Annotated in this window: 15 protein-coding genes; 11 read left to right on the forward strand and 4 right to left on the reverse strand. The window is 50.3% G+C overall.

Going from position 1 to position 14,959, the window contains the following annotated elements; translation table 11 throughout:
• Nucleotides 1-43: 43 nt before the first annotated feature.
• Nucleotides 44-1,174, forward strand: coding sequence for a GerAB/ArcD/ProY family transporter (locus JOE21_RS01610; protein WP_309861564.1), 1,131 nt, complete (start codon nucleotides 44-46; stop codon nucleotides 1,172-1,174).
• 58 nt (nucleotides 1,175-1,232) lie between these two features.
• On the opposite strand, the gene JOE21_RS01615 is transcribed toward JOE21_RS01610, so the two are convergent.
• Nucleotides 1,233-2,153 (reverse strand): proline dehydrogenase family protein, encoded by a 921-nt coding sequence (locus JOE21_RS01615; protein ID WP_309861567.1) that lies wholly within the window; start codon nucleotides 2,151-2,153, stop codon nucleotides 1,233-1,235.
• A 198-nt stretch (nucleotides 2,154-2,351) separates the two neighbouring features.
• Here JOE21_RS01615 and JOE21_RS01620 point away from each other — a divergent pair, with 198 nt between their 5' ends.
• The 4 genes from JOE21_RS01620 to putP all read left to right on the forward strand — a co-directional run bounded on the left by JOE21_RS01620 (nucleotide 2,352) and on the right by putP (nucleotide 7,356).
• Nucleotides 2,352-3,746: a sigma-54 interaction domain-containing protein gene (locus JOE21_RS01620; protein WP_309861570.1), complete on the forward strand. Its 1,395-nt coding sequence runs from the start codon at nucleotides 2,352-2,354 to the stop codon at nucleotides 3,744-3,746.
• Nucleotides 3,747-3,994: 248 nt separating this feature from the next.
• On the forward strand, nucleotides 3,995-5,542 hold the full coding sequence (gene pruA / locus JOE21_RS01625) for an L-glutamate gamma-semialdehyde dehydrogenase (RefSeq protein WP_309861573.1): 1,548 nt from the start codon (nucleotides 3,995-3,997) through the stop codon (nucleotides 5,540-5,542).
• A gap of 57 nt (nucleotides 5,543-5,599) precedes the next feature.
• A complete protein-coding gene (locus JOE21_RS01630; protein WP_309861577.1) occupies nucleotides 5,600-5,809 on the forward strand; it encodes a hypothetical protein in 210 nt (69 codons plus the stop codon).
• 80 nt (nucleotides 5,810-5,889) lie between these two features.
• Nucleotides 5,890-7,356 (forward strand): sodium/proline symporter PutP, encoded by a 1,467-nt coding sequence (putP, locus tag JOE21_RS01635; protein ID WP_309861580.1) that lies wholly within the window; start codon nucleotides 5,890-5,892, stop codon nucleotides 7,354-7,356.
• A gap of 261 nt (nucleotides 7,357-7,617) precedes the next feature.
• On the opposite strand, the gene JOE21_RS01640 is transcribed toward putP, so the two are convergent.
• A complete protein-coding gene (locus JOE21_RS01640) occupies nucleotides 7,618-8,079 on the reverse strand; it encodes a C1q-like domain-containing protein (RefSeq protein ID WP_309861582.1) in 462 nt (153 codons plus the stop codon).
• Between the two features lie 446 nt (nucleotides 8,080-8,525).
• Between JOE21_RS01640 and JOE21_RS01645 the strand changes: the two genes are divergently transcribed.
• Entirely contained in the window at nucleotides 8,526-8,726 is a 201-nt protein-coding gene (locus tag JOE21_RS01645; protein ID WP_309861586.1) for a hypothetical protein, read from the forward strand.
• Between the two features lie 231 nt (nucleotides 8,727-8,957).
• Nucleotides 8,958-9,917, forward strand: coding sequence for a site-specific integrase (locus JOE21_RS01650; protein ID WP_309861589.1), 960 nt, complete (start codon nucleotides 8,958-8,960; stop codon nucleotides 9,915-9,917).
• A gap of 181 nt (nucleotides 9,918-10,098) precedes the next feature.
• On the opposite strand, the gene JOE21_RS01655 is transcribed toward JOE21_RS01650, so the two are convergent.
• Nucleotides 10,099-11,106, reverse strand: a complete 1,008-nt coding sequence (locus JOE21_RS01655) for a stage II sporulation protein M (RefSeq protein ID WP_309861593.1) — start codon at nucleotides 11,104-11,106, stop codon at nucleotides 10,099-10,101.
• A gap of 70 nt (nucleotides 11,107-11,176) precedes the next feature.
• Here JOE21_RS01655 and JOE21_RS01660 point away from each other — a divergent pair, with 70 nt between their 5' ends.
• Both JOE21_RS01660 and JOE21_RS01665 read left to right on the forward strand, forming a co-directional pair.
• A complete protein-coding gene (locus JOE21_RS01660; protein WP_309861596.1) occupies nucleotides 11,177-11,959 on the forward strand; it encodes an RDD family protein in 783 nt (260 codons plus the stop codon).
• On the forward strand, nucleotides 11,956-12,708 hold the full coding sequence (locus JOE21_RS01665) for an SDR family oxidoreductase (protein ID WP_374709292.1): 753 nt from the start codon (nucleotides 11,956-11,958) through the stop codon (nucleotides 12,706-12,708). Before JOE21_RS01660 ends, JOE21_RS01665 begins: the two co-directional genes overlap by 4 nt.
• A 255-nt stretch (nucleotides 12,709-12,963) precedes the next feature.
• On the opposite strand, the gene JOE21_RS01670 is transcribed toward JOE21_RS01665, so the two are convergent.
• A complete protein-coding gene (locus JOE21_RS01670; RefSeq protein ID WP_309861599.1) occupies nucleotides 12,964-13,179 on the reverse strand; it encodes a hypothetical protein in 216 nt (71 codons plus the stop codon).
• Nucleotides 13,180-13,265: 86 nt separating this feature from the next.
• On the opposite strand from JOE21_RS01670, the gene JOE21_RS01675 reads away from it, so the two are divergent.
• Together JOE21_RS01675 and JOE21_RS01680 are read left to right on the forward strand one after the other, a co-directional pair.
• Nucleotides 13,266-13,703, forward strand: coding sequence for a MarR family winged helix-turn-helix transcriptional regulator (locus JOE21_RS01675; RefSeq protein ID WP_309861602.1), 438 nt, complete (start codon nucleotides 13,266-13,268; stop codon nucleotides 13,701-13,703).
• A 47-nt stretch (nucleotides 13,704-13,750) separates the two neighbouring features.
• Complete coding sequence (locus JOE21_RS01680; RefSeq protein ID WP_309861605.1) at nucleotides 13,751-14,920, forward strand: epoxide hydrolase family protein; 1,170 nt, start codon at nucleotides 13,751-13,753, stop codon at nucleotides 14,918-14,920.
• Nucleotides 14,921-14,959 lie beyond the last annotated feature (39 nt).

Below are 14,959 nucleotides of genomic sequence, written 5' to 3' on the forward strand. Positions count from 1 at the left end.
ACTATCCATGTGGAAATGAACGATCGTGAAGGAGGATGAAACCGTGGATGGAAATCAAAACCGCATCACTCGGGGACAGTTTCTGTTCATGATCCTCCAGACACAGATCGGAGTGGGGATTCTCTCTCTTCCCTACAATGTTCACGAAGCGGCCAAGGGAGACGGCTGGATTTCTGTTTTGATGGCAGGCTTGTGGGTTCAGTTGATGATCGTGATCATGTGGTCGCTAAATCGCCGCTTTCCATCCCTGACACTGTACGACATCCTGCCTCACCTGATCGGAAAATGGCCCGCCAAGATCCTGATCTCTGCATATATCTTCTCTTTCATCGTGATTATCATTATCGTCCTGGTCCTTTTCGCTGGCATCATCCAAGGCTGGATGATGACGGAGACTCCGCGCTGGGTCATTACCGGTTTTATGGCGGCTACCGCCGCCTACCTGACCATCTCGCCCCTCAAACTGATCGGCCGCTTTTACACGTTCGTCTCCGGGCTGTCGGGACTGATCATTCTCATCGCGATCTTGGCATATTTTGATCCGTTCACTGAAATCAACGTCCATTACATCTATCCCTTGGGGCAGATCGCCGGGCCGATCAATCTTTTAAAAGGGGCAAACGAGAGCACTTTTGCCTTGACGGGATTTGAGATCATGATGGTGCTCTACCCTTTTGCCGAAGGGAGTGCGAGTGATAAACTAAAAGCCGCTTCCCTTGCCAATCTCATTACCACATTGGTGTATATATTTATGACCGTAACCGCATTGATGATCTTCAGCCCGGTGGAGATGACGTTGATTCCTGAGCCCACCATCTATATGCTGAAAGCTTTTCGGTTTCAGCTGGTGGAGCGGCCGGACTTGTATTTTATCTCACTCTGGATCTTTTTGGCGTTCACCTCCACTGTTTCCGATCTTTTTGTGGCGTCACTGGGGATGGCTCGCCTGTTTAACCAACAATCCCACCAAAAGTGGGTGTTCTGGGTGGCTCTGATCGGCTACGTCGTTTCCCTTATTCCAAAAGATCAGTTTGATGTGGAATCCATCGACAAAGTGGAGCAAGTCTTGTTCTACATTTTGATTGTTGGGATGCCGCCTGTTTTACTGGCGATCTCCCTCCTGAGGGGTAAAAAGGAGAGGCGAGAGGGAGGACAAACCGATCTTTCCATATAAAAAAACCGACTTCCTGGCACTTGGGGAAATCGGTTTTTTTACGAATGCGAAAGTCCGTTTACTTCTTGAACATTGATCGCAGGACAAAGTTGACGTTGGCGGGGCGTTCCGCTAGTCGGCGCATGAAATAGGCATACCAATCCGTTCCGAACGGGACATAGACGCGAACAGGATACCCTTCTTTCACCAAGTCCAGTTGCAGTTGAGTCCGAATGCCGTAAAGCATCTGAAACTCATATCGCTCTTTTGGAATATCCTGTTCAGTCACAAATTGTTTAATGTGGGTAATGACGGTTTCGTCGTGCGTGGCGATGGCGGTGAAGCCCCCGCTGGTCAGATGCATTTCGAGGAGATCGATAAATTGTTTATCCACATCCGCCTTATCGGGAAAGGCGACTTCAGGGGATTCCTTGTAGGCTCCTTTCACCAGGCGGACATTGACTCCCTTTTTTCCTAATTCAGCGATATCCTGTTTGCTTTTATGCAAACAGGCCTGGATCGCCAGGCCGATCTGGTTGGGGAAGTCGGCATGGAGCTTGTGAAATAAGCGAAATGTCGCCTCGTTGTGAGCGTAATCTTCCATGTCGATCCGGACAAAATAGCCGCTTTCCGCTGCCCGGGATACGATCTTTTTCACATGATCGAGGCATAGGCCCTCATCGATATCCAATCCCAACTGGGTAAGTTTGATGGATAGATACATATTCTGTTCCGCTTCACTGATTGCATCCAGAGTCCGGATGCAATCAGCGGCCGCTTGCGCCGCCTCGTCCCGGGTATAAACCGATTCGCCCAAGTGGTCCAGGGTTACTTTCAACCCCTGCTCGTTTAACCGCTTGGTCGTTTCGACGGCATGCTGGATGGACTCACCAGCCACAAACCGTTGCGCGCCAAAGCGCAGTCCATACCGTTTGGCAAGACGGTTGGCGGTTTGGCTTTTTGCCATGGTTAAAAACAGGTTTCGCATAATGGCTTCCATTTGGATCCCCCTTCGTAACGAATAAAGTCTAGGATTCGCTAAGGGAATTCGCAAGAATCATGCCACTGGTCCACTCCCCAATCCGAAAGAGAGCAATGGTAAAATAGACAGGAATGTTAAATCGATGTTAAAATGTGAACAAAAGTGTTTATTAGTGTCCGGTTGCGGGGTTGACATCCTGGGATGGAGGTTGGTCAAATGGGACAGGAAACGTGCAGTGCCTTACTGTTAAACACCTTGTTGCAGAGTGTGGAAGAAGCGGTCACCATCGTAGATGAAGAGGCAACTGTCCGTTATTGGAATAAAGCGGCTGAACGGCTCTATGACATATCCGGTGACGAAATTATCGGAAAGTCGATTCTCGACTTTCCATGGAAGTCCCTGATGGTACAACGTGTGTTGGCGGACGGCGTCCCCATCCGCAATGCCTATCATGAGCCGAATCCCAATCTGCATGTACTGATCAATACGGTTCCGATCATCGCAAACGGGAAGATTAAAGGGGCCATTTCGACTGAACGGGACGTGACACAGATTGTACGGCTGGGACACGAGCTGATGCAAAGTTCAAACCATGGAGAGGAAGAGAGGGCGGGGATCACCGAGCAGAGAGACGACCGGTCGTGGGATCGAATTGTTGGCAGGAGCACTGCGATTCAAGAGACCATCCAGATGGCTAAAAAAGTGGCTAAAACGGATGCCAACATTCTGTTAACCGGGGATTCCGGTGTGGGAAAGGAACTGTTTGCCCATGCCATCCATCATTCCAGTTTGCGTTCAGAGGGTCCTTTTATCGCGATCAACTGCGGTGCGGTTCCAGCCCCTCTGTTTGAAAGCGAATTGTTCGGATATGCGCCCGGCTCTTTTACCGGTGCTGACCGAAAGGGACGGGAAGGCAAACTGGCCTTGACGGACGGCGGAACGTTGTGCCTGGATGAGGTAGGCGAAATGCCTCTGGAGATGCAGGTAAAGCTTTTGCGGGTCTTGGAGGAAAAAAGCTTTTATCCGATTGGCGCTTCCAAACCGGTCCGTGTATCGGTCCGGATCATTGCGGCAACCAACCGGAATTTGATCGAAGAAGTGCGGCAGGGCCGATTTCGGGAGGATCTCTATTATCGATTAAACGTGGTGAATCTGAGGATTCCGCCCTTACGGGAACGGCTGGAAGATATTCCGATCCTGGTGCAGCGCTTTTTGCGGGAGTTTTCCGCGAAATATAACCGGGTCATACCCGAACTGAATTCGGAGATGATGATTCATTTAATGCAGTATGATTGGCCGGGAAACGTTCGGCAATTGCGAAACACGATGGAACGGCTCGTGATCCTGGCAGTGGATGGAGAAGCCCGCATCGAACACCTGCCCGAAGAGATTCGCCCTGATGGATCAGGGGTTGCCGTCGATGATTTGAAGACGCGGGATGTACCGGTTTCCGATTTTTCCGCCCTAAACAGATACCGTCGAAAGAAGGTATCCAAGGATGAACTGGAACGAGTGTTACTTCATACCTACGGCAACAAATCAGCTGCCGCAAAAGAGCTTGGAATCTCCCGTGGAACGCTGTACAACTATTTGAAACGCTATGGGCTTTGATTGTTTAACAGAGATGAACACTGTTAGACAACGATTTAAACAATTGATGAACATATTTGTTTAAAATTGTGATGTAGTATCGGATCTGCTCCTTGCATCACCATTTTGCATGGTGCAAACATGGGGCGCTTTTGGCGGATAGCGAACGATTGGCATGAAACTTGTTTATTAAAAAGACCAACGCGCGTGTCGGCGGTGCGGAAAACCGGTTGGATTCGCGTTCCATTCGATTAAAGGAGGCTGCAATCATGACAATGATCCCTTATCAAAACGAACCATTTTTGGATTACTCGTTACCGGAGAACCAACAATTGATGAGCCAGGCGCTGGAAAAAGTGAAATCCCAGCTTGGGCAAACGTATCCGCTTTGGATTGACGGAAAGGAGATTCAAAGCGAAACCCTCGAAAAGTCGGTAAACCCGGCAAAACATCAGGAAGTGATCGGTTATGTAAGCCAGGCGAACGCTCCAATGATTGAAGAGGCGATCCAGGCTGCTACCCGTGCCTTTGAAACATGGCAGTTCACCTCTTTTGAAGAGCGTGCCATGTACTTGGTGAAAGCGGCTGCCATTATGCGGCGGCGCAAGCATGAATTGTGCGCATGGCAAATATTAGAATCCGGTAAAAACTGGGCGGAAGCCGATGCCGATGTTGCGGAAGCCATCGACTTTCTTGAGTACTATGCACGTCAAGCCATCCGCCTCGATCAAGGACAGGAGTTGCAACCGTATCCTGGTGAAGACAATCGACTGGAATATATCCCGCTTGGAGTCGGCATCGTGATCCCGCCGTGGAACTTCCCGCTGGCAATCCTGACGGGGATGGCCGCATCTGCGATTGTGACGGGGAATACCGTATTACTGAAGCCCGCGCCTCAATCCTCCGTCATGGCGGCGGTATTTGTGGAGATTATGAAAGAAATCCACTTACCCGACGGAGTGCTTAACTTTGTACCCGGTCATCCAGCGGAGATTGGCGATCTCATGGTGGGTCACCGCGATACCCGCTTCATCTCTTTCACCGGTTCGAAGGCGACAGGAACCCATATTGACGAATACGCACACCGCAAAATCGACGGGCAGCGCTGGCTCAAACGCGTCGTGGCGGAACTGGGCGGCAAAGACGGGATCGTGGTGGACGAAACGGCGGATTTGGATGCGGCAGCGGAAGGGATTGTCGCGTCTGCATTCGGATTCCAGGGCCAAAAGTGCTCTGCCGGTTCCCGGGCGATCATCCATGAAGACGTCTATGACGAATTGGTGGAAAAAGTGGTAGCCTTGACAAAAGAGTTGAAGATGGGAGCACCGGAGGAAAACTATCCGGTCGGACCGGTAATTGATGACAAGTCGTTCCAAAAGGTGACCGGCTACATCGAAATCGGTAAACAGGAAGACCGGTTGCTTTTGGGTGGGAACGCCGACGATTCCAAAGGGTACTATATTGAGCCGACCATCTTTGGCAACTGTACACGTCAATCCCGGATTATGCAGGAAGAGATCTTTGGACCGGTCCTCGCTATCTGTAAGGTCTCCAGCTTTGAAGAGGGAATCGATGTCTACAACGACACCGAGTACGGTCTCACCGGAGGCGTGTTCAGCCGGGATCGCCGCCGTCTGGAATATGCGCGCAAACGAATGATGTGCGGAAATCTGTATTTTAATCGGAAGTGTACGGGAGCACTTGTCGGTGTCCAACCCTTTGGCGGTTTCAACATGTCTGGAACCGATTCAAAAGCGGGAGGGAAAGATTATCTCCTGAACTTTGTACAGCCAAAAGTGGTTACTGAACGATTTTGACTTAACGGGCCGTGCCGTTTGGCACGGCCACTATTTCATCGATTGGAGGAGAGAGAAGTGGCCAAAGATCCGTCCAAAAACCGACGGGAGCTGCACCGACCTTCAGGAATGCGCCTGAAAGATCCGCTTGAAATCCATGTGGACGGAGATTACCTGTTTATCCGGAACTCGGATACAGAATGCATCGTTTGCGGAGGGACGGAATCGGTTCAAGATTGGAAAGGACGCAGAATTTGCGCAACCTGTATTGATCTTCCTGAAAAATAGACAAGGAGTAAGTAGGGATGAAAAGAGGAACTCGCTTTGGATGATAACCGAGAATAAGGACAGCATGGGAGGGAAGGCGCATGCAATACGAGATGATCATCGCCATCTGTATTTATTTGCTCGTCATGCTCGGTATTGGCTACTATGCCTATCAAAGAACGTTTAATCTTTCCGACTATATGCTCGGGGGGCGAAATCTGGGATCAGCCGTGACGGCTTTGAGTGCAGGGGCCTCCGATATGAGCGGCTGGCTGTTGCTGGGACTTCCGGGTGCGATGTATGTCGCCGGGTTAAGCAGCGGCTGGATTGTGGTGGGGTTGACGGTGGGAGCGTATCTAAATTGGCTGTATGTGGCTCCACGGCTCCGAACCTATACGGAAGTAGCCAACAATTCCATTACGATTCCCGATTATTTCGAAAACCGATTTAAAGATGACTCCAGGATTTTGCGTATGGTATCCGCGTTGGTGATTTTTATCTTTTTCACCTTCTATACGTCATCGGGGATGGTTTCCGGAGGGGAGCTCTTCAAAAGCTCTTTTGGACTGGAATATATGTGGGGGGTATGGGTGACCGCCGGAGTGGTGATTCTGTATACTTTGCTCGGCGGTTTTCTCGCAGTCAGTTGGACAGATTTTGTGCAGGGAACCATTATGTTTCTCGCTCTGATTCTCGTCCCGATCGTGGTTATCCTCCAGACGGGAGGGATCGATGCCACCTTTAGTGAAATCCGCTCCATCGATCCAACATTGCTGGATATCTTTAAAGGAACCAGTATTGTCGGGATCCTCTCGCTGCTGGCATGGGGCTTGGGGTACTTTGGTCAACCCCACATCATTGTGCGATTTATGGCTATCGACTCGGTCAAGGAAATGAAAAAAGCCCGCCGCATCGGGATGGGTTGGATGATATTCTCCATCGTGGGTGCGATGTTTACAGGACTGGTCGGGATCGCTTATTTCAGCCAATCCAACCTGACCCTGGACAATCCTGAAACCGTATTCATCGTACTGTCGCAAGTGTTGTTCCACCCACTAATTACCGGCTTTTTGTTAGCTGCCATCTTGGCTGCCATCATGAGTACGATTTCGTCTCAACTGTTGGTAACCGCCAGTGCACTGACGGAAGACTTTTATAAGTCATTTTTCCGCCGCTCCGCTTCAGACAAAGAACTAGTGTTGGTTGGACGCCTCTCCTTGCTGGGAGTTGCGTTGATGGCGCTGTATATGGCGTTGAACCCTAATGAAACGATCCTGAACCTGGTGGGTTATGCATGGGCCGGGTTTGGCTCCGCCTTTGGGCCGGTCATCCTGCTCAGCCTGTACTGGAAGCGTATGAATAAGTGGAGCGCGCTGGCCGGTATGTTGACAGGAGCGACAACCGTGATCATCTGGGATCAGATTGAAGCGGTCAGTGAGATTTATGAAATGATCCCCGGCTTTATCGCTTGTACGATTGCCATTGTAGTGGTAACGTTGTTAACCTCGAAGCCGACGAAGGAGATGGAAACGGAATTTGAGGAAGCCGTAAAGCAAACCAAGGCGTAATCACAGAGGATAGCTAGGGGGAGGGGCCGGTGAGACCGTCTTCGATTTCGTTGGAAAAGCCATAGCGAGACCAGGAGCGAAGCGACTAGGCGAGATTGGTGCTCTCTGTGAGTGTAAAGGATCCCCGCCGGTCACCCTGTCCTTACCCTAACATCATCAAAGATTGAATTGGAGACACACTTTAGACAAAGAGGATGCTCAGGCATCCTCTTTGTCTTTTTCTGGAACAGGCTTTCGATTCGTAGAGGAACCCCAATCCCCCTAACTGATTCGCGCTCCTTCAAAACGAGTTTCAATAACGGTGGAAAAATTATTGATATTACCGCTTACAGAGCTTCTCGCGAGCACATCTACAACATCACCAGCTTGTAACTGTACAATCGTAGACACACTTGTGACAACATCTCTGCCTGTGGAGAAAGTAAACTCAGAAGCCACAGAGACTCCATTTACCCGGATGAACAACTGTAGAAAAAATATCTGCCCCGGAGTAGTAGGAAAAAACTCAGCGCTGGCAATAAAACTGTATATACCGCTTTGCTGTGGGATGAATTCTCCTGTCGCTGTATTATATTCATTGTTTGTATCTAACCGTTCTGTTGTATAAAGAACCCTTGTAAAAGTGAGTGCGGCCAATGGCTGTGGGCCGGTTCGAACCGCTCTGAATGCTGAAACGACTTGTGTGATGTTCGACTTCTTATCTGCTTTTGGTAACGAACCCAACGGTCTGTTTTTTCCTGGTGTTACGCTGGGCGCCAGAAGCGGTCTTGAGTTGTGATGCCGACTTCTCCTAATTCTTTTCGTTGGTGGGAGTATCATTTATTTTCCTCCTTTGTCATTCCGTTATGAATCCATTTGCGTCAACCACTTTGGTCTAAGTTGAAACCCGAGATCCTATGGAGACTCTGCATTTTTCTGAGTAAATTTAGTCATGACATTCTATTTCACGGTGGTGCTCGGTGTTTATACTCATGTCTACTTTTCTTTTTTCGGGCGTCATCCCGGTAGGGAGAACGAGATGGCGAAGTGGAAAGTTTTTAGTCGTCGGCAATCAAAGCGGGTATGTACATAGCTGGGTAATCAGTGTAGTTCGGTCACCGGTACAATTTGAAATGCAAATCACACCGAGCATCGATCCTACGGTCTTTGTGACACAGGTGATTGCTGCTATGATTTTTCCTGCTCCGATCGTTTTGCAAAACATCGGCATTGTCCGAGCGAGAGGGCAATCGATCACGGGAGTCGTTGGAGACGGATTTAGTTTTTTCATCACTCATGAGAATGGAGGGTGTTTCGCCGTATTCACGGGCTCGCAGGAAAAAGGCCTGCAAGGGGCCGATGAAAGCGATCATGAACGCACAACGACTTAATTTGCCATGTGGCACTAGTCGTTGTGTTTGATGGGGCAGACACGACAGTATCGACGGGGATGCTATTGAAATACAAACCCATTAATATATCAGACTGGTTTGCAATACAAATAAAGCGTATTTCGACAATATCCGAAGAATAGTAGACTTTTTTCTCGTATATGCGACAATAGGATGGAGGAAACCTTTTCCGGTTGACTTGACGCTATCTTTCATCAAGGGGAGAACATCATGAATTCCATTACTCCACATACTGCTATTCCTCCATCCTTACAAGAAACTGTAAAAAAAGCGCGGGATTATACGGCACAAGCCAAAGCGGGCAACACCACCCGGGCCTATGGAGCAGACTGGCGCGATTTTACCGAGTGGTGTACCCAACATGGCCGGGATCCGCTGCCGGCTGATCCCCAGACGGTCGCCTATTATATCGCAGACTTGGCTGAACGTCGCAAACCGTCGACCATCCAGCGGCGATTGTCTGCCGTCAGTCAGGCTCATCAGGCGGCAGGCTACGACACACCCACCGCTTCGATATTGGTTCGCAGTGTATGGGCGGGGATCCGACGGGCCAAAGGAACGCGCCAAGAGGGGAAATTACCGCTGTTGGTGGAGGATCTTCGTCTGATTCTCCGCCATGTACCGGACGACCTTCCCGGTCGACGGGACCGGGCTTTACTGCTGGTCGGATTTGCCGGAGCATTTCGCCGACGAGAGTTGGTCAGCCTGGATGTGGGCGATATCCAAATCACCGGCAGGGGAATGGTGATTCTGTTGCGCCGTTCGAAGACGGACCAGGAAGGAATCGGGAGAAAAATCGGGATTCCCTATGGTTCCAGCCCGCATACCTGTCCTGTCGAAGCGCTTCAGGAGTGGCTTGCGGCCAGCAAAATCGGCCATGGGCCGTTGTTTCGTCCCATCAACCGACATGGTCAAATCCGGAATATGCGATTGTCCGATAAGTCGGTGGCGCTCATTGTGAAACGGAGAGCAGCGGAAGCGGGGTTGGATCCCCGGCGTTTTTCCGGACACAGCCTGCGTGCCGGTCTGGCCACGACAGCAGCCATGGCCGGGAAGGATGAGCGGGCGATTATGGAGCAGACCGGCCATAAATCCACACAGATGGTCCGCCGTTATATTCGGGATGGATCGCTGTTTCGGGACAACGCAGCAACAGGAATCGGACTTTGAAAATTGCTTTCTCGCTTAAGAGTTCGTCGTTTGCTTTTTAGCCCGACCCCGACTTTACCCTTCCTGAAAACAAAAGACTCCACGCACACATCGAAGGGTGCTTGGAGTCTTTTGTTTTCATACGAAAGTGGATCATTCACTGTGATACAATGAAAAAGCGCGAGGAATCACGATTGATCGGTTATCCGCGGGAAAGAGAGGCTTCTGTTTGATTCCGTGAAAGCAAAGAGAAAAAGGGGCGGCCAAAGTATAGGATCAATACGGCCAAGGTGGTCAATGCCACCATATATTTGGTCCAGTGAGGCCAGGGTGCAGGGGTGATGAATCCTTCGATAACAGCGGCAACCACGAATAACGGAATCACACCGACCATCAGTTGTCCGGTCACTTTGGCTTCCCGCTTGAAAGATTCCACCCGCGTCAATTCACCAGGTACCCAAAACGACCACGCCAATGAAAGACCAGCGGCACCTGCGATGAAGATGGCTGCCAGTTCCAACACGCCATGGGGCCAAATCAACGCCCAAAAACCGTAAGATTCCCCAGCACGGTGAAAAAGCGCTGCCAACGCACCGATCAGCATTCCGTTCATAAACAACACCCACAGGGTACCCACGCCTAGCAATGCCCCCAGGGCAAAGCAGAGGAAGGCCACTTTAATGTTGTTTTGCATGATGAAACCGGATGTGACGGCATGATTCCACTGTTCGCGATTCTCCACGTCGGTGGATGCCTGTGGGTCGATTCCCTCCACCATCTCGGGCTCAAGGAATGCCCTGGCATTCCGTTCGTCGAGCAGGGTGGCTCCAAATGCCCACAGCCCACCTGCTGCAAACACGAACAGGGCGGCCAGGAAAAAGAGAGCCCGTTCATGGAACAGGGCGGGAAAGCCCGTGGTAAAAAAGCGGATCATCTGGATACCGTCACTCTTGGAGCTAGCGGCGTATACCGCTTGGTGCCCGCGTGCGGTTAAGGCGTTTAAGTGGCGGGTGACGGGATGTTCGGGGAAGTAGGTCTGGGCATAGGCCAGATGTGCCGTTACCTGCCGGTATGTATGACCCAGTTCATCCAGGTTCTCTTTGGTGACACGGCGATCCTTGGCCAGCTCGATCAATGATTCCAGGCGATTCCATGTTGACTGATGTTTTTGAATGAACGTACTTAAACGATGTCGGGGTTGAACGGACATCCCGCTGGTCACCTCCAGCTTTATTTTACCACGGGATGGTGACGATGGTGGGGAAAGGAGTCGTAATAAGATGAATCAGGAGATACGTGTATCCACCCCTGAGTTTGTTACCCTCCGTTTTACAGCGGCAGGGATCGGCACACGCATCTTGGCGCTGTTGGTAGATTGGATGATACTCGGGGTTGTGTTGGGAATGTTGGGCTATGTCGGCCTTTTGTTTTATTTTTTATTGGAGGAGATCGGCTCCCCGCTTTGGATGTCTGTTGTTGTTGGGGTTGGGATTGTGATTTTGGTCTTTATTCCGCTCCTCTATTATATCTTGACAGAAACATTCCTCCATGGACAAACCTTGGGTAAAAAAGTGCTGGGTATTCGAGTGGTAACCGACATGGGAACGGCGCCCGGCTTTTTCGCCATCTTTTTGCGCAATGTCCTGCGGATGGTGGATTCTCTCCCGTTTTTGTACATAGTCGGCTTGATATCGGTCTTTTCCAATACACGGGCTAAACGCTTGGGAGATCTGGCTGCCGGGACGATGGTGGTGAAACGGGAAGAAGATAGCCGGCTGCCCCGGGTACGGCCGTTGTACTCTCATGGAGAGGCGCGTCTATATACGTCGGCTGATTTGGCTCGGATTGCCGACTCCCGTTGGTTGGAGGTGGGGGAGTTTTTATCCCGCCGCCAAGAACTATTCCCCGAGAAGCGGGCGGAGTTGGCCTATGCCATGTTTGAAACCCTTTTTCCCGATCGCAGTCCCGATCCCCATCACCGGGAACGGTTGCTGGAAGCAGCCTTCTTCCAATGGCGCAATGAGCGGCAGGAAGCGATGAGGGCAGAAGGGGGGATTCGGTGAAAGCACGGCGGGACATGCGCGCCCTCGTGACGGGAGCGGGACGGAAGAGCGGCATCGGAGCGGCTATTTGCAGGGAGTTAGCCCGACATGGGGCGGATATCCGTTTTACCTATTGGCCTCCGGAAGAGGAAGCGGAAGCAGCTGTCTTGGTGGAGGAGTTGAAGGATGAAGGGGTGGACGCGGCTGCAGTCCCTTTTGATTTGTCTCTGGCAGAGTCGATCGATCCGATCCTGGACTGGGCCTCGAAAGGGGAGATTCCCCGAATCTTGGTCAACAACGCGGCCTACTCCCTGCGGGACCTCGATTACCAGGCAGTGACACCGGAGATCTTGGACCGGCATTATGCGGTCAATTTGCGGGCGCCGTTATTGTTGGCGGCAGCGTTTGCAAAACAGTGTCCCCCAGGAGCAGGGGGACGCATTATCTCCATGACATCCGGACAGTCCCTCGGGGGAATGCCGGGTGAAATCGCTTATGCCGCCACCAAAGGGGGAATCGATGCCTTCACCCGTACATTGGCAGCGGAAGTCGCATCCAAAGGAATCACGGTAAATGCGGTCAATCCGGGTCCGACGGATACCGGCTGGGTAACGCCGGAAATCCGGCGGGAATTGTCACCCCATTTTCCCTTTGGCCGGATCGGTGAACCAACGGATGCCGCCCGTCTGGTCGCTTTTCTCGCCAGTGAAGAGGCTTCCTGGATTACAGGCCAGATTCTACATTCTGAAGGCGGGTTTCGGTCGCGATAACCGCTCAATCACAGAAGATTTCCTTACCCCTGGCGGATTGAAGGAACGAAAATATGTGGCGGGAAATCGTACACTGATAAAAACACACCGGATTCCTGTCCATAAGGGAACCGGTGTGTCGCTCTTTATGGGGTCCCGCCAGCAATTTAAAAAAATCCTACGCTAAGCAAACCAGCATTGATTTTTCATGCTGGTTTTCCACTTTAAGACAAAGCCCCTGCCGATCTCGGCAGGGGCTTTGTCTTAAAGTAGTAATCAGAATCGAAAATCCCGAAGAAAATCAGCCGGCGTATAGACCGCGAAATGCTCCCGGATCTCTCGGGTGTGAAAGTCCTCGTCACCGGAGAGAATGATATCCGGTTGGACGAGAACAGCAGAAGCCAAGATATCTGCTTTGTCACGGATCGGCGGGATGGGAAAGTCAAAATGCTTCGGTGTATAACGGTACCGCATTTGGATGCTATTGAGCATTTATGATATTCAGTTGACAAATCAACTAATAAGCAGTATGATTTTCATATAGTATATTAGTCAACTATTTGCAAAGGAGTGTGCAAATGAAAAAAGAAAGCATCGGTAAGTGGATTTCAGTACTGCACCGTCAATTTCAAATTTATCTGAACAGGGAATTGAAGGATTGCGATATTAACTCGTCTGAATATATTTTTTTAGTCAATTTGTATGAAAAAGATGGTATTTCTCAAGAGCAATTGTCCGCCAATCTTTTCATCAACAAAGCTGCAACAGCGCGAGCAATCAGTCGGCTGGAAACGCTCGGTTATGTGCAAAGAACTCGTGACCCATTGGACGGAAGAGCGTATTTGGTAACGTTGACAACTAAAGGAATAGAGATGCGCGATTTTATTAAAACAAAGCTGAGTTATTGGACCCAAACCATTTCAACGGGCCTTACAACAGAAGAAGCGGACGACTTCATTCAAAAGATAAAACAGATGTCTATGAATGCGCTGGCTGAAACCAAAGGAGATGAATGAAAAATTCGGATACTAGAATGATTTCTACTCACAAAGGAGAGTAAAAGATGAGTACTTCAAAACAAGAATCTGCAGGTAACAACATAAGTAATAGCGACACTTCGATCCGACCGTTTCGCATCGTGATCCTTCAAAGTGTTCTGGATGATCTGCAAGCTCGCCTAACCCATACCCGTTGGCCCGATGAGCTACCTGAGGCAGGCGGAGACTATGGTGTTCCGCTTGGTTATTTGAAGGAGTTAGCGGAGTACTGGCGCACCTCATATGACTGGCGTAAACATGAGGCTCGGTTAAATGAGTTTCCTCAATTCACCACAACGATTGATGGTGCAAATGTACATTTTTTGCATATTCGTTCCCCTGAAAGGGACGCATTTCCACTGATTCTCACCCACGGTTGGCCTGGCTCTTTTGTGGAGTTTCTAGACGTGATCGGACCGCTTACCAACCCAAGAGCCTATGGCGGTAATCCTACAGACGCCTTTCATGTGGTAATTCCATCAATCCCTGGCTTTGGTTTCTCCGGTCCTACTCCTAAGAAGGGTTGGAATGTAAACCGAGTCGCTCTCGCTTGGGCTGAGTTGATGAGACGGTTAGGCTATGACCGGTATGGAGCACAGGGTGGTGATTGGGGAACAGCAATTTCTCGCACTTTAGGTGCAGTCGATCCCGAACACGTCTGTGGTGTACATCTAAACTACTTGCCATTTGTCCCGACTGGCGACCTCAATAATCTGTCTAAGGAGGATGAAGCTAGGATCGAACAGATGAAGCGTTACTTAGCTGCTCCTCCTGGTCACATGATAGTTCAATCGACTCGGCCACAGACAATTTCCTATGCATTAACTGACTCACCTGTCGGGCAACTAGCTTGGATCGCAGAGAAATTTATTGAATGGGTCGATCCAGCATGTCCTGTTGCAGTCGATCGTCTACTTACTAACGTGATGATCTACTGGCTCACAGGCACCGCAGGCTCTTCAGCCCGCCTTTTTTATGAAAATAACAAAATCAAGGGCCAACCTATCCCTTGTCCCGTACCGGTGGGAGTAGCAGTTTTCCCACATGATCTTGCTCTTCCTGTACGTCGTTTTGCTGAGCGTCAGTACGACATCGTTCACTGGACCGAGTTTGAACTTGGTGGTCACTTCGCGGCGATGGAGACCCCTGACTTGTTAACGGGGGATATACAGACATACTTCCGCCGTTTCCGCTAAGATGGATTCACATGAAAGTAAAAAGGGGTATGGTGGTAA

It is taken from the genome of Desmospora profundinema, assembly GCF_031454155.1.
Classification (GTDB): Bacteria; Bacillota; Bacilli; order Thermoactinomycetales; family DSM-45169; genus Desmospora; species Desmospora profundinema.